We start from the raw sequence: 19,208 nt of genomic DNA, 5'->3' as shown, positions 1-19,208 counted from the left end.
CGTGGCGAATTCCTCGGCAGTGAATTGGCTCGACAAGGTCAAGTGGGACGCGAACGGCCTCGTGCCGGCGATCGCGCAGGAAGCGTCGACCAACGACGTGCTGATGTTCGCGTGGATGAACCGTGAAGCATTGGCGAAGACCGTCGAGACCGGCCGCGCAGTGTACTTCTCGCGCTCGCGCCAGCGCCTGTGGTTCAAGGGCGAAGAGTCCGGCCATGTTCAACGCGTACACGAAGTGCGGCTCGATTGCGACGAAGACGTCGTGCTGCTCAAGGTGGAGCAGGTCTCGGGCATCGCGTGCCACACCGGCCGCCACTCGTGCTTTTTCCAGAAATTCGAAGGCTCGGTGGACGAGGGCGAGTGGCTCGCCGTCGATCCCGTCCTGAAAGACCCCGAACACATCTACAAATGACGCAATCCACGCAAAGCACGTCGTCCAACCCCGCGTCCACCGCTGACACCTTGCTGCGCCTCGCGGCGATCATCGACAGCCGCAAGGGCGGCGATCCGGATATCTCCTACGTGTCGCGCCTGTTTCACAAGGGCGACGACGCGGTGCTAAAGAAGATCGGCGAAGAAGCCACCGAGGTGGTGCTGGCCGCCAAGGACGCGCGTCACGGCGGCGCGCCGAAGGCGCTGGTCGGCGAGGTCGCCGACCTGTGGTTTCACTGCCTCGTGATGTTGTCGCACTTCGATCTCGGCCCGGCCGATGTGCTCGCCGAACTGGAGCGCCGGGAAGGCCTCTCCGGTATCGAAGAGAAGGCGCTGCGCAAGAGTCGCGAGCGCGAACAGAACGGCGATTGAGCGACCCTGCTTGAAGTCCCGCACATCCGCGCCCATATTGCAGGGAGCGCACCTTCCGGAGGACGCAAGCATGGAACAGTCGCACGAGAGCTATCCGCCACCGGTTTATCGCAACGCCCTGGAGCCCGAACGCGAACGCAGCCTGCGTACGCTCACCCACGTGCTGTACGCGCTGTACGCGGTCCACTGGGTGACAGGCGGCCTGACGATCCTCATCGCGATCATCATCAACTACGTGAAGCGTGCGGATGTCGCCGGCACGCCGTACGAAGCTCACTTCGAGTGGCAGATCCGTTCTTTCTGGCTTTGTCTGCTCGGCTATGCGATCGGTGGCGTGCTGTTGTTCGTGGTGATCGGCATTCCGGTCCTGTGGGCCGTCAGCATCTGGATGTTGTACCGTATTATCAAGGGCTGGCTGTATCTGTACGATAACAAGCCGCTTGCAAATCCGCGTGGCTGGGTCTGAGTCATGCCGGCCCGGTCGTCGACTCGGGCTCGAAGCTCGCCGTGCCACGCTTTGCGCTCCAGTCATACCGCGTCAGGAATACGATGAGTCACGACCCGAACTGCCTTTTCTGCAAAATCGCCGCCGGCGAGATCCCATCTACCAAGGTCCACGAAGACGAAGAGTTTGTCGCTTTCCGCGACATTCGTCCGGCGGCTGAAACGCATGTGCTCGTGATTCCGCGCAGGCATATCCCCACTCTGTCGAACTGCACTGAAAGCGATACGCCGCTACTTGGTAGAATGCTGGTTTTGGTGGCGCGTCTCGCCGATCAGCTCGGTGTGGCCTACGCCGGCGGGGAAACGGGCTTTCGCACGGTAATCAATACCGGTCCGGGCGGCGGTCAGGAGGTGTATCACCTGCACGCGCACATTCTGGCGGGACCCCGCCCTTGGCAGCGAATGGGCTGACACAAAAAAGGGGCGCGAATTACCCGCGACTTTTGGTCGGAGACAATAGCTCGGCCGTCGTTTTTGCGGCCTTGTCGTAATGCCGACGCGGTTGTGGGACCACAATGGTCCGGTGGGTGCGCCACCGGCCAAATCGGAACAGCCGGCGGCATCGTAACCGTGAAGCACCAACGCTTCGCGTCACGTCGCCAGGCGCATTAAATTTACCGCATCGCAGTGCGGTGTCGGGGTTAAGGAGAGTAGTCATGGGTTCATTAAGCATTTGGCATTGGTTGATCGTGTTGTTGATCGTCGCACTCGTGTTCGGCACCAAGAAGCTGCGCAACATCGGGGCTGACCTGGGTGGCGCGGTGAAAGGGTTCAAGGAAGGCGTGAAGGAAGCCGAAACGCCGGCTGGCGACACACAGCAGCAGCGCGAACTGCCGCGCAACGGCGCAGTGGATGTGGAAGCGAAGGAAAAGGCGCCGCGTTCAGGCGATTACCGCTAAGCCGCGGCTTAGCCGCGTTACTGACGGACATTCCACTTCATGCTGGACCTCGGTCTAACCAAGATGGCGCTGATCGGCGTCGTCGCGCTGGTCGTACTCGGACCTGAGCGCTTGCCACGCGTCGCCCGCACGGCTGGCGCGCTGTTCGGCCGCGCGCAGCGCTATATCAACGACGTGAAGTCCGAAGTCACGCGCGAAATCGAACTCGACGAGTTGCGTCGCATGAAGTCGGAGTTCGAGACGGCGGCGAGCCATGTCGAAACCGCCGTTCAGAACAATCTGCGCAAGCACGAAAGCGAACTGAACGACGCGTGGAACAGCGGCAGCTCGGTGTCGCCGAGCGTTGCCGGTGGCGCGCTAGAAGACGTCGGCAATTCGTCGTGGCCCGGCAGCACGCCCGCCGCGGCGCCCAGGCGCAAGAACTGGCGCGTCAAGCAGAGCGCCATGCCCGCCTGGTACAAGCGTGCAACCACGCGTCGTACGCGCGTGCAGTCGGGGGCCGCGCGCGTCGCGCGGCACACGCCTGCCACGATGCGTCGTCCGACGCGCTTCTTCTGATGACAACAACGACAATTCCTAACCGAAGGCCGGTGTGAGCGACCCCCAGCAAACCCAGGACGAAGGCACCGAAGAGACCTTCATTTCCCACCTTGTTGAACTGCGCGACCGCATCATCCGCGCGGGTCTCGCCGTCATCGTGGTGTTCATCGGCCTCGTTTATTGGGCGCCGGATATTTTCCGGCTGTTGGCGCGGCCGCTGATGCAGAACCTGCCGAAGGACGGCAAGATGATCGTTACCGATGTCACCGGCTCGTTCTTCGTGCCGATGAAGGTGACAATGCTGGTCGCTTTCGTGATCGCGCTGCCGGTCGTGCTGTACCAGATCTGGGCGTTCGTGGCGCCGGGGCTTTATCAGCACGAGAAGAAGCTGGTCGGGCCGCTGGTGGCGAGCAGTTATACGCTGTTCCTGTGCGGCATGGCGTTCGCGTATTTCGTGGTGTTCCCCACTATCTTTCGCGTGATGGCGCATTACAACGCGCCACTCGGCGCGGAAATGACCACCGACATCGACAATTACCTGAGCTTCGTGCTGACCATGTTCATTGCGTTCGGCGTGACGTTCGAAGTGCCGATCGTCGTCGTGCTGCTGGTGCGCATGAACGTGCTGACCATCAAGAAGTTGAAGGAGATTCGTCCGTATGTGATCGTCGGGGCGTTCGTGATTTCGGCTGTGGTGACGCCGCCCGATGTGTTCTCGCAACTGATCTTGGCCATTCCGCTGATCGTGCTGTACGAAGCTGGGATCATCGCGGCGCGGCTCTTCGTCGGCAAGCGCCCGGCGGTAATCGAGGATGCGAGTCCCCCGTCGACTTGACAGGTGCCCGGCGCTTTGCGCGATCCAGCAGGCAAACCAAAAGGGCAGTCCATCGTGGACTGCCCTTTTCGTTTCGACCCGGCTTCGTTGGCCGCTATGGCCCGCAGAGTGGTTTCACCTTGCTTGCGTCAACCGCCTTCATCGTCCGGCTGATCGCCGTTCTCGGCGTCCGGTTGCTTGGGCGGCGGCGGGCGCTTGCCGATGGTCACCTCCAGATCGATCGCGCGCCCTTTGCGCACCAGATGCACCTTGGCTGCGGTGCCCGGCTTGATCTGTGCGATGACGTTCAACAGGCGCGTTGTGTCGGTGATCTCCTGGCCGTTCACGTTCGTCAGGATGTCGCCCGGCTTGACGCCTGCCCGGTCGGCAGGCCCGTTCTTCAGCACGCCGGCCACGATCGCCCCCGACTTCTGGTCGAGCCCGAACGACTCGGCGATCTCCGGCGTCACGTCCTGCGGTTCGACGCCGATCCAGCCGCGCGTGACCGAACCGGTCGTGATGATGCTCTCCAGCACGCTGCGCGCAGTCGACACGGGGATCGCAAAGCCGATGCCGAGCGAGCCGCCCGAGCGCGAATAGATCGCGGTGTTGATACCGAGCAGATTGCCGTTCACGTCGACCAGCGCACCGCCCGAATTGCCGGGGTTGATCGCGGCGTCGGTCTGGATGAAGTTTTCGAAGGTATTGATGCCGAGGTGATTGCGCCCGAGCGCACTGACGATGCCCATGGTCACCGTCTCCCCGACGCCGAACGGATTGCCGATCGCCAGCACGATGTCGCCCACGCGCGTCTGGTCCATGCGACCGAGCGTGATAGTGGGCAGGTTGGTCATGTTGACCTTCAGCACGGCCAGATCCGTTTCGGGATCGATGCCGATCACCTTCGCATTGGTGGTGCGGCCGTCGGCCAAAGCGATTTCGATCTGGTCGGCGCCGTCGACGACGTGCTGGTTCGTTAGAATGTAACCTTCCGAACTCACGATCACCCCGGAGCCCAGGTTGGATGCCGGTTGCTCCTGTTGCTTGCGATTGTTCCTGTCGCCGAAGAAGTAGCGAAACAGCGGATCTTTCGCGCGCGGATCGGGCGGCAGTGAGCCATCCTTGCTGGAAAACACGTTGACGACCGCGGGCATGGCCTTTTGCGCAGCGTCCGCATACGACGTCTGTGCCGGTCCCCCGCCGATGCCTGGCGCCACTTCCCGCAAGGCGACGATCGGTTCGGCGAGTTGCTTGCCGAATTGCCCTTGACGCTGGAGCCACTGCGGTTTGAGGGTCGCAATGATGAACATCAGCGCCAACAGTACAGTCACCGCTTGAGCAAAGAACAGCCAGAAGCGTCTAAGCATCTGAAGACTAGAGGATTATATGGATCGGATCGAACTTGAATTGTACTTGAACAATCTTCTGGAAACCGCGCGCTTCAAGGACTATTGCCCCAATGGACTGCAAGTCGAAGGGCGTCGCCGGATCAACCGGCTCGCGACGGGCGTCACCGCGTCGGCGGCTTTTCTGCAGGCGGCGCTCGACTGGGGCGCGGACGCCGTGCTGGTCCATCACGGCTACTTCTGGCGCAATGAAGCGCCACAGATCACCGGCCGCAAACATGCGCGCCTGAAACTGCTGATCGGCAACGACCTGAATCTGTTCGCCTACCACCTGCCGCTCGACGACCATCCGGAACTCGGTAACAACGCACAGATCGGCGAGAAGATGGGCTGGATCAGCGACGCGCGTTTCGGCGAGAACGATCTCGGCTGGCTCGCCACCTTTGCGATGCCGATCACGCTTGCCCACTTCACCGCCGAAATCGAACAGACGCTCGGCCGCACGCCGCTCGTGTTCGGCGACCCCGAGCGTGAACTGCGGCGCGTCGCCTGGTGCACGGGCGCCGCGCAGGGCATGTTCGACGCGGCGATCGACGCGGGCGCCGACGTCTACCTCACCGGCGAGGTGTCGGAGTCGGTGATGCATACATCGGCGGAGAGCGGCGTCGCGTTTCTGGCGGCCGGGCACCACGCGACGGAACGCTTCGGCGTGCAGGCGGTGGGCAAACATCTGTCCGAGCAGTTCGATATCGAACACCTGTTTATCGATATCCCGAACCCCGTTTGAAGGGCGAATTCCATTAAGGAAGAAAAAGGTACGAATAACGCAGAGAGTACTTAAAAGGAGTGGCGAAAAAGTTTGCGATCCGTACGGAGAAACCCTGACTTATCAAAGGCTTCGCACGGTTTTTGGCAATCGGCCCTTGTAAATGGCGACTCCATTCGCGCAAACTAGCGGCGGTAGAAGAGACGTGAAGGAAAAATCCAACTCAGAAGTGGGGCGATGTGATGCGAGACAAAGAAGATGAACGCGTCGACGGCAGCCGCCGGAACTGGCTGGTAGCGACGACCGTAGCAAGTGGCATCGGAGGCGTTGCCATTGTCGTACCGTTTGTGAGTTCGTTTGCACCATCCGAAAAGGCCAAGGCAGCAGGCGCCCCGGTCGAAGTCGATTTCAGCAATCTCAAGCCCGGCGACATGATGACCGTCGCCTGGCGGGGCAAGCCGGTGTGGATCGTCAACCGCACCGACCGCATGCTCGCCGACGTCCAGAAAGCGGATAACCTGGTAGCCGACCCCCACACCAAAAATCCCTTCTCGATGCCGTTGCCGGAGTATTGCAACAACGAATTCCGCTCCCGGGCCGAGAACAAGCATCTGCTGGTTGCCGTCGGCGTGTGCACCCATCTGGGCTGCACGCCGACGCCGCGCTTTCAGGAGGGCCCACAGCCCAATCTTCCGGACGACTGGTCAGGCGGCTTCCTATGCCCGTGCCACGGCTCGACCTACGACATGGCCGGCCGCGTCTTCAAGAACAAACCTGCGCCGCAGAACCTCGACATCCCGCGCTTCATGTTCACGTCGGCCACCGGCCTCGTGATCGGGAAGGACGAGAAAGGAGAAGCGTAATGGCGATGGACCACGAAGTAGAGACGACCGGGCTGGCCGGCTGGATCGATCGGCGTTTCCCCATGACGGCCACCTGGAAGAAGCACGTTTCCGAGTACTACGCGCCCAAAAACTTCAATTTCTGGTACTTCTTCGGTTCACTCGCGCTGCTGGTGCTGGTCAATCAGATCGTCACCGGCATCTTCCTCACCATGAACTACAAACCCGATGCGACGCTCGCGTTTTCGTCGGTCGAGTACATCATGCGCGAGGTGCCGTGGGGCTGGCTGATCCGTTACATGCACTCCACCGGCGCGTCGATGTTTTTCGTCGTCGTGTACCTGCATATGTTCCGCGGGCTGATGTACGGCTCGTATCGCAAGCCGCGTGAACTGGTGTGGATTTTCGGCTGCCTCATTTTCCTCTCGCTGATGGCTGAGGCGTTCTTCGGCTACCTGCTGCCGTGGGGACAGATGTCGTTCTGGGGTGCTCAGGTGATCGTCAATCTGTTCTCGGCGATTCCGTTCATCGGACCCGATCTGTCGCTGTGGATTCGCGGCGACTACGTCGTCTCCGACGTGACGCTCAATCGCTTCTTCGCTTTTCACGTGATTGCGATTCCGCTGGTGCTGATCGGGCTGGTGATCGCGCACCTCGTCGCGCTGCATGAAGTGGGATCGAACAACCCGGACGGCATCGAGATCAAGGCGAAGAAGACCCCGGACGGCATTCCGCTCGACGGCATCCCGTTCCACCCGTATTACTCGGTGCACGACTTCATGGGCGTGACGGTGTTTCTGCTGATCTTCGCGGCAATCATTTTCTTCGCGCCGGAAATGGGCGGCTATTTCCTCGAAGCCAATAACTTCGTGCCCGCCAATTCGCTGCAGACTCCGCCGGAAATCGCGCCGGTCTGGTACTTCACGGCGTTCTACGCGATGCTGCGCGCGACTACCGATCCGTTCAAGATCGTGCTGATGATCGTCTTTGCGCTGCTCGGCCTGCTCGCGCTGGTGCGCGCGCGTGGCAAGTGGAAGCTCGGCCTGCCGGTGCTCGCGGTGCTGGTGATTCTGGCCATGGCGTTCACCGAATCGAAGTTCTGGGGCGTGGTGGTGATGGGCAGCGCGGTCATCTCGCTGTTCTTCCTGCCCTGGCTCGACCGCTCGCCGGTCAAGTCGATCCGCTACCGGCCGTTTTTTCACAAGGTGTTCTACGGGATCTTCGTGATCGCTTTCCTGACGCTCGGCTTCCTCGGCACGAAACCGCCGTCGCCTGTGTCGACGCTGATTGCCCAGGTATGTGCGCTGATCTACTTCGCGTTTTTCCTCGGTATGCCGTTCTGGACGCGGCTTGGCACGTTCAAGCAGCCGCCCGAACGGGTGCGGTTCAAGCCTCACTAATCGCGGCCAGGAGAACACGGAATGAAAAAACTGCTTTCGACGTGCGCACTGATCGGCGCCACACTGCTCGCGATGCTGAGCGTCCCGGCTTTCGCGGACGAGAGTTTTCCCCTCGACCGCGCGCCGGATAACGCGGACAATTTCGCTTCTTTGCAGCACGGGGCGCAATTGTTTGTAAACTACTGCCTGAATTGCCACAGCGCGAACCTGATGCGCTACAACCGGCTGACCGACCTCGGTATCACGCCGAGCGAGATTCAGGCGAACCTGCTGTTCACGACCGACAAAATCGGCAACACAATGACCGTCGCGATGCGCCCGGACGACGCGAAAGCGTGGTTCGGGGCGTCGCCGCCGGATTTGTCGGTGGAAGCCCGGGCGCGGGGCAAGGACTGGCTATACACGTACCTGCGCACTTTTTATCGCGACGATACGCGGCCGACCGGCTGGAACAACCTGGTGTTCGAGAACGTGAGCATGCCTCATGTGCTGTGGCAGCTTCAGGGGCAACGTGCCGCGAAATTCGGTGACGAAACAGACGAAAGAACTGGCGAAACGGTACACAAATTTGTCGGCTTCCAGCAGCTCACTCCGGGAACCCTGTCACCGGTAGATTATGATTCTGCTGTGGCCGACCTTGTGTCGTACCTGTCATGGATGTCCGAGCCGACGCAGAAAACCCGCAAACAGCTTGGCGTGTGGGTGCTGCTGTTCCTCGGTATCCTGAGCTTTTTCGCCTGGCGACTGAACGCCGCGTACTGGAAACATATCAAATAATCACGCCGTCACCCGGCGTGGGGCCGGCGCCAGGAAAAACCTGTTGAACGGTTTTTCCGCGCGCTGGCCCTTCAGCTTTTTGAGGAAACGCAAACATGATGGTTCTGTATTCCGGCACAACTTGCCCGTTCTCCCAGCGTTGCCGGCTGGTGTTGTTCGAAAAGGGCATGGACTTCGAAATCCGCGACGTCGACCTGTTCAACAAGCCGGAAGACATCGCCGTGATGAATCCGTACGGTCAAGTGCCGATTCTCGTCGAACGGGACCTGATTCTGTACGAATCGAACATCATCAACGAGTACATCGACGAGCGCTTCCCGCATCCGCAACTGATGCCGGCCGATCCCGTGCAGCGCGCCCGCGCGCGGCTGTTCCTGCTGAACTTCGAGAAGGAACTGTTCGTGCACGTAGGCACGCTCGAAAACGAAAAGGGCAAGGCCGCCGAGAAGAATCACGAAAAGGCCCGCCTTGCGATCCGCGATCGCCTGACGCAGCTCGCGCCGATTTTCCTGAAGAACAAGTACATGCTCGGCGAGGAATTCTCGATGCTCGACGTCGCGATCGCGCCGTTGCTTTGGCGTCTTGACCACTACGGCATCGAGCTGTCGAAGAACGCCGCACCGCTGATGAAATACGCCGAGCGCATTTTCAGCCGCCCGGCATACATCGAAGCGCTAACGCCGTCGGAAAAGGTGATGCGTCGTTGAGTTTGGCTTTGGGGTGCGGGCGCCGCACGCGTGGGCGGGCTCGCACCCGTAAAAGGACTGTTGATGCAAGAAATTTCCACCAAGCCTTATCTGTTGCGTGCGCTTTACGAGTGGTGCACGGATAACGGCTACACGCCGCATATCGCGGTCCGGGTCGACAATCAGACGCGGGTGCCGCGCCAGTTCGTGCGCGACAACGAAATCGTGCTGAACATCAGCTTCGAGGCCACCAGCCAGTTGCAGATGGGCAACGAATGGATCGAGTTCAGCGCGCGTTTTTCGGGCAAGTCACACAAGATCGAAGTGCCCGTCGCCAACATTCTTGCAATCTACGCGCGCGAAAACGGGCAGGGAATGGCGTTCCCGGTCGAGTCGGCGGGCGGCGAAGCGCAAGACTCGGGCGCGGATGCCGAACTTGCCGAGGAGACGAATACGCCGGCGGCGCCCGGTGCGGTCGAGACATCGCAGCAGGCTGATGCGGCTGCCGCGAAGGCCGAAAGTGCGACGGACGGCTCGCAGCCCGACGACGATGGATCAAAAGGTGGCGGAAGGGCTCGCCTTAAGATCGTGAAATGAAGTAGAATCACGGCCTCACGCCGGCTTAGCTCATCAGGTAGAGCGCTTGACTTGTAATCATGAGGTGGCGGGTTCGAGTCCTGCAGCCGGCACCAGAAGTACGAAACGGGGTTTCTGTTCAGTCAGAAACCCCGTTTTTTATTGCGCCGCCGTCAGTCGTTGAGATACGGGCGTGATTATTTGAATCGGGCGGCGTAGAGAATCGCGAGGGTATTGAGCGAACAGGATACGATATATCGAGTTAATGCGAATGACGCATTGACGAAGATCGTGGTCGACAAAAACGAGTTGCGGACAAGGAAATGTCCGCAACTAAATATTTAGTTTTGAGTGGGCGCTGTACACGCTGACATGCCGCGCCGCTGTTGATCTCTCAGGCTCTCTCGGTCAGCTCGTATGTTTGCTGCTGCGAACTATACCGAGCAGATCTGGAACTGTCTATTTCCTGATTGAGGAAAACCGCTGAAATGTTGAGCGGAATCAAAACGAATAAGGTTATTTATTCAATTGGCATATTCTCGGTGACGAACGCGAGCCTGTTTATAGCCCGAGGACCGTGCCCTCGTGATATACGGCTCAGTGACAACACGCAACGGTTCGGTACTGTCAGTCCGAAGGCGCTGCGGCGAATGAAATGCTACGGCGGCATCGAGAGCCGCAGCGTCGGTGAGCCCGCAAGCAGGGTGAAATCGCCATATCTCTTTCACCTTGTCGATAGTAGACTTTTTTGTCCAGATTCTCTGTGCCCGTCATGGGCAAAGTCGCGCCGCCCGTGAATAGCCCACCGCCAACGCTGACGACAGAGGTACTATTCGGGCGTCAGTCGGCATCGCTATCAAGGTACTCCGGCGGGCAAAGCCCCCGACGATGCGGAATTCTCATCGCGTCACTCCCGCAACACCCATCCCACTTCACCATGACCAGCCCTGCCACCATTACCTGGCCAGAAGCGGACGGCCCCCGCAGCGCGCGTTGGCGCTCCGAAGCGGCCGTGCCGCCGCCCAAACGCGTGATCGTCGCGGACGACCGCACTACCGCCGACTCCGCCTACCGTCTCGCCTGCGAAGGCACCGCACTGTTGTGGAACGGCGACTTCCAGAACGCTCGCCAGCTGCTGCAGGCGGTCACACGTCGGCTCGAGCGCAAACCGCGCAAGCAGGGCGAAACGCCGATCGACGTGTTCAATCTGCATCGGCAGGCGCAGTCGCAGCGCGCACGCACGCTCGGCATGATCCTGATTCCGCTTGACGCCGCCTACGGTATTCCGCTGCGCCGTGCGCCCGACGTGCGGCAGGCGTGTCTCGAAACCTACGGACCGTCGAGCGACGAAGCCTCGGTCGTGTCGCTGCGCGAACTGCTCGGGCTGATCGGCGCGCATGAGTGGCGCAAGAAGGGTGTCGAGATTCCGGCCCTCGGCGAGCGAATCCACCCGCACTACGGCGTGTTTTCGCCGGTGCGGGGGGAATATGTCGATCTCGTCGCGCGCACGCCGCTGCCGTCACTGAACAAGGCGTTCGATATCGGCACCGGCACGGGCGTGTTGTCCGCGTTGCTGGCCAAACGCGGCGTCAAGAAGGTCTTCGCCACGGACCATGACCCGCGAGCACTCGCCTGTGCGCGGGAGAACCTCGCGCGTCTGGGATACGACCAGCAAGTCGATGTGGTGCAGGCGGACCTGTTTCCAGAGGGGCGGGCCCCGTTGGTGGTCTGCAATCCGCCGTGGGTGCCGGCACGGCCGGCGTCGCCGGTCGAATATGCGGTCTACGATCCGGAAAGCCGCATGCTGCTCGGTTTTTTGAATGGCCTCGCGGCGCATCTGTCGCCGGGCGGCGAGGGGTGGCTGATCCTGTCGGACTTCGCGGAGCATCTGGGCTTGCGCACGCGCGAGTGGCTGCTTGCGGGGATTGAAAAGGCCGGGCTGACCGTGGTCGGGCGCGAGGACATCCGCCCTCGCCATCCGAAATCGACCGATGAGACCGACGCACTCCACAAGGCGCGGGTGGCGGAGGTCACGTCGCTCTGGCGCCTCAAGGCGCGCTGAGCGGCAACACAGTGCATTCGCTGTAGAGCCGGGAAGCCAGCCGGGAAGCCCTACGGCGGCGCGTCAGGTCGACGCGCCGCGCCTGTTTCGCGCCTCGAGGTACGCAGCCGCGCCGCGTCCGGCCACCAGCCCGCTGGCGAAACAGGCGGTCAGCAAATAGCCTCCAGTCGGCGCTTCCCAGTCGAGCATCTCTCCCGCGCAGAACATGCCGGGCAACTGCTCGATCATCAATTGCGCGTCGAGCGTTTCGAACGGGATGCCGCCGGCGGTGCTGATCGCCTCCGCGACAGGCCGCGCGCGCGTGAGCCGCACCGGCAGCGCCTTGATGGCGTGCGCGAGGCGGTGCGCATCGGCGAAGGCCTCCTGCGACAGCATCTCGTGCAGCAGCGCCAGTTTTACCCCGCCAATGCCGATGCGCCCGTGCAGATGACTCGACATCGAGCGCGAGCCGCGCGGCCGGGTGACTTCCGCGACCACGCGCTCCGCCGTCAAGCCTGGCGCCAGATCCAGCGTGATCGTCACGTCGCCGTCGGCCAGAATGCGTTCGCGGATCGTTGCGGACATCGCGTAAATCAGGCTTCCCTCGACGCCAGTTTCGGTCAGAAGTATTTCACCTTGTCGATTGTGGACGTTTTTGTCTACGTCGATGAGCGAAATCGCTACCGGCTTGACCGGTTGACCCGCGAAACGCTCGCGCAGATACGGACTCCAGTCGACATCGAAGCCGCAGTTGGCGGGCAGCAGCGGCGTCACCGGCACGTCGCGCTCAGTCATCAGCGGAACCCACGCAGCGTCCGAGCCGAGGCGCGGCCAGCTTGCGCCGCCCAGCGCGAACACCACAGCATCGCAGGGCACCGTGCGGTCGCCTTCGGGTGTGGTGAAACGCAGATGGTGCGCGGCGGGACCGCCGGCGCCGGAATCCGTCGCCCAACCGGTCCACTTGTGCCGCATATGAAAGCGCACCCCTGCTTCCCGCAGTCGATGCAGCCACGCGCGCAGCATCGGCGCCGCTTTCATATCGGTTGGGAAAACGCGCCCGGAACTGCCGACGAAAGTCTCGATACCGAGCCCCTGCAACCAGGCTCGCAGCGCGTCGGGTCCGAACACGTCCAGCAGTGGCGCGATCCTCACGCGGCGGTCGCCGTAGCGGCCGAGAAAGGGCTCGATCGGTTCCGAATGCGTGATGTTCATCCCGCCTTTGCCCGCCATCAGAAACTTGCGGCCGACAGACGGCATCGAGTCGTACAGATCGACCTGCAAGCCGCGCCCGATGAGCGCCTCGGCCGCCATCAGGCCGGCGGGGCCGCCGCCTATTACGGCGACACGGGCGGAGTCAGATGAAGATGGCATGCGGGCCTGCGGATAAGCGGAAGGAGGAGGCGGCGCGCCGGCCAGATCGAATGACGATGGGCCGGGCGAAGGGCGCTATTTTCACACCGCCCGCGGCGCAGGGCAAACGTGCGTCCGAAGCAGATCGCCGAAACAAGCGGGATCCCGGCGGTTTCGCACCGATCGCGGGCGCAGCCGCTTCTTTGTTATTGACGTGGGCGAACTATACTTTCAGAGCGCCTTCCACCGAACACCGTCCGCGTCATCCCCCGCGTCGAACCCGTCCACCGCCTGCTTGCCGCCGATTCGGCGGTGCCTGCGATCGCCGCCGTGCTCAACGGCGGCGACGCGGTTCGCGGGTGCGCTGTCCGCATGAAGGTTTGATCATCCGAATCGAGGAGCCTGCCATGAGCCGCAAGTACATCGACTGTCGCGAGTTTCCAAGCGAAATGAATTGCACCGTCGCGCTATCCGCCGACAGCGAGAGCGAATTGCTCGAAGCGGCCGTGCAGCACGCGGTCGCTGTCCACAGCCACGCGGATTCGCCCGAACTGCGTTCGCAACTGAAGACGTTGTTTCATGATGGCACGCCGCCGGTGGAAGCACCGCGCGCGTGAGTGACTGTGCTGGGTGACGGTCGGCGCCGGCCGGCCTGGGCGAGCGGCGCAAAACCGTTCGCGGGTCGGGGCGTTGTCTGGCGGCTTGCGGGGGCGTCCTGATCGTCAACCGGGGTAAGCCTCGTCCACCTTTAGCCCAGCCAGTTTGAAGATGACACGCAGCGTTTGCGGTTTGATGTCGCGCCGCGACGCGAGCGTGGTCATCACGAAGTCCAGCACCTTGGCGTACTTGAGCAGGGTCAGACATGTTTCCATATCGACTTTGCCATCGCGCATGACTTCGGCCAGACGAAGCATTTCTGTCGAGATATCGCGCGCCATCTCCAGTTCCAGTTGCTGCTTTTCGGACCAGACGGGCGTCGCGGTGAGCTTCGCCAGCATTTCCTGAAACTTCTGTTCGACGTTTCCGTTGGGTACCGTGTCCATTGCCGCCTCTTCTGTCATCCGAGCGCGCGTCCGGTCGATGTCTCGGCGCGCTGCTGGTTACGTAACATGTCGCCCGTGTTCCGGGTCGGTCCTCCCCGCTTGCAATCCGTTTGCGTCGACGTGATGACGCCCGCAAGTTCTTTTTGGCGACACGGCTTGCGCCATTGGACTTGGCCGTCCTGCAAGCCGGTTCTTTGGCCACTCCCGAAACGTTTCCATGATGCTTTCGAGCATGGGCCGTTCCAGACTGACCGGTTTGCGCACCTGCTTTGTGCGGCTCCCGGGTGAGCGACCCGCACATTGGGTAAACTGACAGCAACTTTTACCATTTTCCGTCATCTGTCGCACGTTCGCGCTGCAACTGACGACGGCTCCCAAGATGTCCAGCCAAAGCCACGAAATCCGTCCCAACCAGTCCGTCGAGTTGCTGAAGGAACTCCATATCCTGACGCGCGACGGCAAAATGAACCAGGACAGCCGACGCAAGCTGAAGCAGGTCTACCACCTGTTTCAGTTCATCGAGCCGCTGCTCAAAGATCTCAAGGACCAGCAGGGCGCCCTGACGCTCGTCGATCACGGCGCGGGCAAGTCATACCTAGGTTTTATTCTCTACGATCTTTTCTTCAAGCAGTTTCAGGGTGCCGCAAGTGCTCCTTCGCACATTTACGGCATAGAAACGCGCGAAGAGCTCGTCAGGAAGTCCGAGGAACTGGCGGCGCGGCTCGGCTTCACGGGCATGTCGTTTCTGAATCTGTCGGTGGCGGAGTCGATTACGTCGGCGAGTTTGCCTGCGCGGATCGACATCGTGACTGCGCTGCACGCGTGCAATACCGCAACCGACGACGCGATCCGCTTCGCGCTGGAAAAACAGGCCAAATACATCGTGGTCGTGCCGTGCTGTCAGGCCGAGGTGGCCGGCGTGCTGCGGCGGAACAAGGCGAAATCGCTCGCGAATGCGTTGGCGGAAATCTGGCGGCATCCGTTGCACACGCGTGAATTCGGCAGCCAGATCACGAATGTGCTGCGTTGCTTACAGCTTGAGGCGCACGGGTATCAGGTCAACGTGACCGAGCTGGTGGGGTGGGAGCATTCGATGAAAAACGAACTGATCATCGCGCAGTACAAGGATTTGCCGCGGCGCAGGCCGGCCGAACGGCTCAACGAAGTGATGCAAACACTCGGTATTGAAGAACTAAAGGAACGGTTTTTTGCGCCTCTGTGATGGTCCCAGCGGTTTTGGTTGGCTCTTCGCGGCCACCTTCATGACTCCCGCTGCCGGGCGAATCAACGCTTCATCACCGCGTTCCACCCGGCGAGTCCGATGCGCCGCAGCGTCGCCTGATTGCGCTCGTAAATATCTTCCGCATCGGGGACGGCCTGCACGGCCCGCTCGATGCTGTCCTCACGCAGCAGATGGAGGATCGGGTAGGGAGCGCGGTTCGTGTAGTTCTCGATGTCGTCCTGCTCACTGCCTTCAAACTGGTAAGCCGGGTGAAAGCTCGCGATCTGAACGATCCCGTCGAGTCGAAGCTGCTTGATGAGCCGGTCGCCGAAAAACAGGCAGTCGTTGAAATCGGCGAAATCGCCGAGTGCGCGCGGCAGGATCAGCAGCGTCGTGTCGACGGCTTGCGGATCGGTGGCGATCAGGGTTTGTAGCTCGGCTTCGAGATCGGTCAGCACGGCCGGCATGTCGACGGCGTCGCTCACCGCGTAGCGAATCTGCCCCTTCACATGCACGGCTTTTGCAAACGGGCACAGATTGAGCCCGATCACCGCCTCGGTCAGCCAGTGACGGGTGGCGGCTACGACGATATCGTGAGATTCGGTGGACAACGGCATGGTGAGCGGCACAGCGGCTAAAAGCGTCATTTTAACGGCGCGGGGTTCACAGCGATTCACGCCAGTGCAAACCGCGGCGCCAGGCAACGCGGCCGCGTTTCGTTCACTTGCCCGCTGTCTTGCCGCACGCGGCGGCGATCAACTGCGCGGCGACCTTCGGCGCGGCCAGAACCGGTCCACATCCCGCACCGTATGTCTGACTTGCCGCATACACCCCCTCCATGATCAGTCCGAGGGCATTCGCAAGCGCCACTGGGTCGTCGGCGCCCGCCGCGGCCGCTAATTCGGCGAGGCGGGCCATCAGCCGCTGCTTGTTGGCAAACACGAATTGCCGCGCGGGATGCGCGGCGTCGGGAAACTCCACCGACACATTCACGAAAGGACAACCCCGATAGTCGTCGATCGACGCTCGCACCGCGAGGTCGTCGAAACACTGTTGAAGCTGGCGCGCCGGGTCGCCCGGATGTTTTGCGAAGCTCTTTTCGACGTAGCTGAAGAACTGCTGGTCCTTTTGCTCCAGATAAGCCATCACCAACTCGTCCTTCGACGAAAACTGGCGATACAAACTCATCTTGTTCACGCCGGCCCGCTCGACCACCGCGTCGACGCCGACCGTGCGCACGCCCTCGCGATAGAACAACTCGCTCGCGGCGCGCAGCAAGTTCTGCTGCGCCTGCGCTCCGGTCGTTTGTGCGCCGCGCGTGCGCGGCACACGAGGCTCACCGCTCGGCTTGGAGATGTCGCTGCTGGACATGATCGACCCCTGATTCGTACTGATGTCTTGACATGTTACCGATCGGTAACTAACATTGCAATATTATTGTGACAGATCTGTCACAAGTCCTTTACCCAAACCGTAATAATGCGAACGATGCAAGCGCGGTGGCTGCGTCGACCGGAGAACCAATGAACTGGGCAGCGAGACTGATTGGCGGACGTTTCCACTACGGCTGGCTGACCGTCGCGGTGGTGTTTCTCGTACTGCTGGCGGCGGCGGGAACGCGCGCCACGCCGAGCGTCATGATGGTGCCGCTCGAGCATCAATTCGGCTGGAGCCGTGCAACGATCTCGCTGGCAATCTCCGTGAACATCGCGCTGTACGGATTGATGGGCCCGTTCGCGGCGGCGGCGATGCAGCGCTTCGGCGTGCGGCCCACCCTGCTCGCGGCGCTCGGCGCGATGGCCGGGGGCGTGGCGCTGTCGTCGCTGATGACGCATCCGTGGCAGATGGTCCTGATCTGGGGCGTGATGGTGGGCGGCTCCACGGGCGTCGCGGCGCTGTCCTTGTCGGCGACCGTGGTGACACGCTGGTTCACGACTCGCCGCGGCCTCGTCATGGGCATTCTCACGGCGAGTTCGGCTACCGGCCAACTCGTGTTCCTGCCGATGCTCGCCGCAATCGCCGAGCATTACGGCTGGCGCCAGGTCGTGTGGGCTGTCGCGCTGGCGGCGGCGATCGTGATTCCGCTGGTCGCATTCCTGTTGCCGGAGCGCCCGGCGGACATGGAACTGCGCCCGTATGGCGAGCCGCACGACGCACCGGTCACGGGTACCGTCACCAAACAGAATCCGCTCGCCATTGCATTCGGCACGCTCGCGATGGCGAGCAAGACGCGCGATTTCTGGCTGCTGTTCTTCAGCTTCTTCATCTGCGGCGCGAGCACCAACGGGTATGTCGGCACGCATCTGATCGCCATGTGCGGCGACTACGGTATGACCGAGGTCCAAGGCGCGTCGCTGCTTGCCGCGATGGGCATCTTCGATCTGTTTGGCACGACATTGTCGGGTTGGCTGTCGGACCGCTTCAATAGCCGTCTGCTGCTGTTCTGGTATTACGGCCTGCGCGGCTTGTCGTTAATGTATCTGCCGCACGCGTTCGGTATCGACTTCTTCGGCCTGCCTCTGTTCGCTGTGTTTTACGGGCTTGACTGGATCGCCACCGTTCCGCCGACCGTACGTCTTGCCACCGATGTGTACGGCAAGGAAGCGGCACCGGTGGTGTTCGGCTGGGTGGTCGCGGGCCACCAGCTGGGCGCGGCGTTCGCGGCGCTCGGCGCGGGCCTGCTGCGCGCAAGCCTGGGCACTTATACGGTTGCGTCGATGATTTCCGGCGGTCTTTGTCTCGTCGCCGCGGTGATCGTGCTGCGGATCAACCGGCCGGCGAAGGTGCCGCAGCCGCAAGCGGTGTAAAGCCGGGCAGCGCGAGTGCGATAACGCAAACCGGCAACGGCCCGACAAGGGCCGTTTTCTCGTGCAGCCGGTCGGTAAACAAACTGCTCGCTGGTTGGGGCGTCTGCCCCAAGCCCGGTTATGCTATGTAACCCTGGGCAGCCGCCCGGCGATCATGAATTCCGACCGAGAGAAGCGCATGACAAACAAACCTGCCCCCACCGACGTTGCCATTCACGAGCTGATTGCAGGCCGCTGGAGCCCGCGCGCGTATTCGAGCGAGCCGGTCAGCCGCGAACACCTGCGTATGCTGCTTGAAGCGGCACGCTGGGCGCCGTCTTCATACAACTCGCAACCGTGGCGGTTTCTTGTATTCGATCGCAGCGTCGACGAAGTCTCCTTCAAACAGGCTTTCACGACGCTGGTGCCTTTTAACCAGGGGTGGAATTCGCGCGCGCCGGTGCTGATCGCGGTGACCGCGCACACATTGACCAGCAAGGGCGAAGTCAATCGCTGCGCTCGCTACGACGCGGGCGCGGCCGCCATGGCGCTGGTCTTGCAGGCGCATGCGCTCGGCCTTGCTGCGCATCAGATGAGCGGTTTCGATCCGAACGCGTTCCGTACAGCGTTCGCGCTGCCGAACGACGTCGACGTGATCGCGATCATTTCGCTCGGCCATTACGGTGAAATCGACAAACTGGACCCGGTGCTGCGCGAACGCGAGAAGTCGGTGCGCCAGCGTCTGCCGCTCACGGAGATCGCCTACGGCGGCGGCTGGAAAAAAGCGTTCTGATTTCTTCGGCGCATGTTGC

General features: G+C 61.8%; 23 protein-coding genes and 1 tRNA gene. 19 read left to right on the top strand and 5 right to left on the bottom strand.

Annotated features, from left to right (window positions below; all coding sequences use genetic code 11):
• The first annotated feature begins 1 nt into the window (after position 1).
• The 7 genes from hisI to tatC all read left to right on the top strand — a co-directional run bounded on the left by hisI (position 2) and on the right by tatC (position 3,582).
• Positions 2-412: a phosphoribosyl-AMP cyclohydrolase gene (gene hisI, locus ABQJ48_RS23870; protein WP_367840471.1), complete on the top strand. Its 411-nt coding sequence runs from the start codon at positions 2-4 to the stop codon at positions 410-412.
• Positions 409-804: a phosphoribosyl-ATP diphosphatase gene (locus ABQJ48_RS23865; protein WP_367840470.1), complete on the top strand. Its 396-nt coding sequence runs from the start codon at positions 409-411 to the stop codon at positions 802-804. The genes hisI and ABQJ48_RS23865 overlap by 4 nt, the downstream gene beginning before the upstream one ends.
• A 70-nt stretch (positions 805-874) precedes the next feature.
• Positions 875-1,270, top strand: a complete 396-nt coding sequence (locus tag ABQJ48_RS23860; RefSeq protein WP_367840469.1) for a DUF4870 family protein — start codon at positions 875-877, stop codon at positions 1,268-1,270.
• A gap of 83 nt (positions 1,271-1,353) precedes the next feature.
• Positions 1,354-1,719, top strand: a complete 366-nt coding sequence (locus ABQJ48_RS23855) for a histidine triad nucleotide-binding protein (RefSeq protein ID WP_367840468.1) — start codon at positions 1,354-1,356, stop codon at positions 1,717-1,719.
• Positions 1,720-1,964: 245 nt separating this feature from the next.
• On the top strand, positions 1,965-2,207 hold the full coding sequence (gene tatA / locus ABQJ48_RS23850; RefSeq protein WP_367840467.1) for a Sec-independent protein translocase subunit TatA: 243 nt from the start codon (positions 1,965-1,967) through the stop codon (positions 2,205-2,207).
• 39 nt (positions 2,208-2,246) lie between these two features.
• Positions 2,247-2,765, top strand: coding sequence for a Sec-independent protein translocase protein TatB (gene tatB, locus ABQJ48_RS23845; RefSeq protein ID WP_367840466.1), 519 nt, complete (start codon positions 2,247-2,249; stop codon positions 2,763-2,765).
• Between the two features lie 34 nt (positions 2,766-2,799).
• Complete coding sequence (gene tatC, locus ABQJ48_RS23840) at positions 2,800-3,582, top strand: twin-arginine translocase subunit TatC (RefSeq protein ID WP_367840465.1); 783 nt, start codon at positions 2,800-2,802, stop codon at positions 3,580-3,582.
• A 128-nt stretch (positions 3,583-3,710) separates the two neighbouring features.
• On the opposite strand, the gene ABQJ48_RS23835 is transcribed toward tatC, so the two are convergent.
• Positions 3,711-4,928 carry a Do family serine endopeptidase gene (locus tag ABQJ48_RS23835; protein WP_367840464.1) on the bottom strand — a complete coding sequence of 406 codons (1,218 nt, stop codon included), beginning with the start codon at positions 4,926-4,928 and terminating at the stop codon, positions 3,711-3,713.
• Between the two features lie 19 nt (positions 4,929-4,947).
• On the opposite strand from ABQJ48_RS23835, the gene ABQJ48_RS23830 reads away from it, so the two are divergent.
• The 8 genes from ABQJ48_RS23830 (at position 4,948) to ABQJ48_RS23795 (ending at position 12,016) form a co-directional block, all read left to right on the top strand.
• Positions 4,948-5,694 carry a Nif3-like dinuclear metal center hexameric protein gene (locus tag ABQJ48_RS23830; RefSeq protein ID WP_367840463.1) on the top strand — a complete coding sequence of 249 codons (747 nt, stop codon included), beginning with the start codon at positions 4,948-4,950 and terminating at the stop codon, positions 5,692-5,694.
• Between the two features lie 221 nt (positions 5,695-5,915).
• The gene (petA, locus tag ABQJ48_RS23825; RefSeq protein WP_367840462.1) at positions 5,916-6,536 is read left to right on the top strand and encodes a ubiquinol-cytochrome c reductase iron-sulfur subunit; all 621 of its coding nucleotides are present in this window, start codon (positions 5,916-5,918) and stop codon (positions 6,534-6,536) included.
• Positions 6,536-7,915 (top strand): cytochrome b, encoded by a 1,380-nt coding sequence (locus ABQJ48_RS23820; protein WP_367840461.1) that lies wholly within the window; start codon positions 6,536-6,538, stop codon positions 7,913-7,915. Before petA ends, ABQJ48_RS23820 begins: the two co-directional genes overlap by 1 nt.
• A 21-nt stretch (positions 7,916-7,936) precedes the next feature.
• Positions 7,937-8,692 (top strand): cytochrome c1, encoded by a 756-nt coding sequence (locus tag ABQJ48_RS23815; RefSeq protein ID WP_367840460.1) that lies wholly within the window; start codon positions 7,937-7,939, stop codon positions 8,690-8,692.
• Between the two features lie 95 nt (positions 8,693-8,787).
• Entirely contained in the window at positions 8,788-9,399 is a 612-nt protein-coding gene (locus tag ABQJ48_RS23810) for a glutathione S-transferase N-terminal domain-containing protein (RefSeq protein WP_006052302.1), read from the top strand.
• Between the two features lie 63 nt (positions 9,400-9,462).
• A complete protein-coding gene (locus ABQJ48_RS23805; RefSeq protein WP_367840459.1) occupies positions 9,463-9,975 on the top strand; it encodes a ClpXP protease specificity-enhancing factor in 513 nt (170 codons plus the stop codon).
• Between the two features lie 19 nt (positions 9,976-9,994).
• Positions 9,995-10,070, top strand: a tRNA-Thr gene (locus ABQJ48_RS23800).
• 821 nt (positions 10,071-10,891) lie between these two features.
• Positions 10,892-12,016, top strand: a complete 1,125-nt coding sequence (locus tag ABQJ48_RS23795) for a methyltransferase (protein ID WP_367840458.1) — start codon at positions 10,892-10,894, stop codon at positions 12,014-12,016.
• A 63-nt stretch (positions 12,017-12,079) separates the two neighbouring features.
• On the opposite strand, the gene ABQJ48_RS23790 is transcribed toward ABQJ48_RS23795, so the two are convergent.
• On the bottom strand, positions 12,080-13,366 hold the full coding sequence (locus ABQJ48_RS23790) for a TIGR03862 family flavoprotein (protein WP_367840457.1): 1,287 nt from the start codon (positions 13,364-13,366) through the stop codon (positions 12,080-12,082).
• A 386-nt stretch (positions 13,367-13,752) separates the two neighbouring features.
• On the opposite strand from ABQJ48_RS23790, the gene ABQJ48_RS23785 reads away from it, so the two are divergent.
• Positions 13,753-13,962 (top strand): DUF1059 domain-containing protein, encoded by a 210-nt coding sequence (locus ABQJ48_RS23785; RefSeq protein WP_367840456.1) that lies wholly within the window; start codon positions 13,753-13,755, stop codon positions 13,960-13,962.
• Between the two features lie 105 nt (positions 13,963-14,067).
• Here the strand turns inward: ABQJ48_RS23785 and ABQJ48_RS23780 are convergent, their stop codons facing one another.
• Positions 14,068-14,388, bottom strand: coding sequence for a type II toxin-antitoxin system HicA family toxin (locus tag ABQJ48_RS23780; protein WP_367840455.1), 321 nt, complete (start codon positions 14,386-14,388; stop codon positions 14,068-14,070).
• A 379-nt stretch (positions 14,389-14,767) separates the two neighbouring features.
• Between ABQJ48_RS23780 and ABQJ48_RS23775 the strand changes: the two genes are divergently transcribed.
• A complete protein-coding gene (locus tag ABQJ48_RS23775; protein WP_367840454.1) occupies positions 14,768-15,610 on the top strand; it encodes a class I SAM-dependent methyltransferase in 843 nt (280 codons plus the stop codon).
• A 62-nt stretch (positions 15,611-15,672) separates the two neighbouring features.
• Here ABQJ48_RS23775 and ABQJ48_RS23770 read toward each other — a convergent pair whose 3' ends face one another.
• On the bottom strand, positions 15,673-16,227 hold the full coding sequence (locus tag ABQJ48_RS23770; protein ID WP_367840529.1) for a DUF1415 domain-containing protein: 555 nt from the start codon (positions 16,225-16,227) through the stop codon (positions 15,673-15,675).
• Between the two features lie 103 nt (positions 16,228-16,330).
• The gene (locus ABQJ48_RS23765; protein WP_367840453.1) at positions 16,331-16,981 is read right to left on the bottom strand and encodes a TetR/AcrR family transcriptional regulator; all 651 of its coding nucleotides are present in this window, start codon (positions 16,979-16,981) and stop codon (positions 16,331-16,333) included.
• 152 nt (positions 16,982-17,133) lie between these two features.
• On the opposite strand from ABQJ48_RS23765, the gene ABQJ48_RS23760 reads away from it, so the two are divergent.
• Together ABQJ48_RS23760 and ABQJ48_RS23755 are read left to right on the top strand one after the other, a co-directional pair.
• Positions 17,134-18,417, top strand: coding sequence for an MFS transporter (locus tag ABQJ48_RS23760; protein WP_367840452.1), 1,284 nt, complete (start codon positions 17,134-17,136; stop codon positions 18,415-18,417).
• A 178-nt stretch (positions 18,418-18,595) separates the two neighbouring features.
• Positions 18,596-19,189, top strand: a complete 594-nt coding sequence (locus ABQJ48_RS23755; RefSeq protein WP_367840451.1) for a nitroreductase family protein — start codon at positions 18,596-18,598, stop codon at positions 19,187-19,189.
• Positions 19,190-19,208: the final 19 nt, after the last annotated feature.

Origin of the sequence: Paraburkholderia suaedae (assembly GCF_040812055.1) — a bacterium.
Classification (GTDB): Bacteria; Pseudomonadota; Gammaproteobacteria; order Burkholderiales; family Burkholderiaceae; genus Paraburkholderia.
This window is presented reverse-complemented; position numbering and strand designations above follow the sequence as displayed.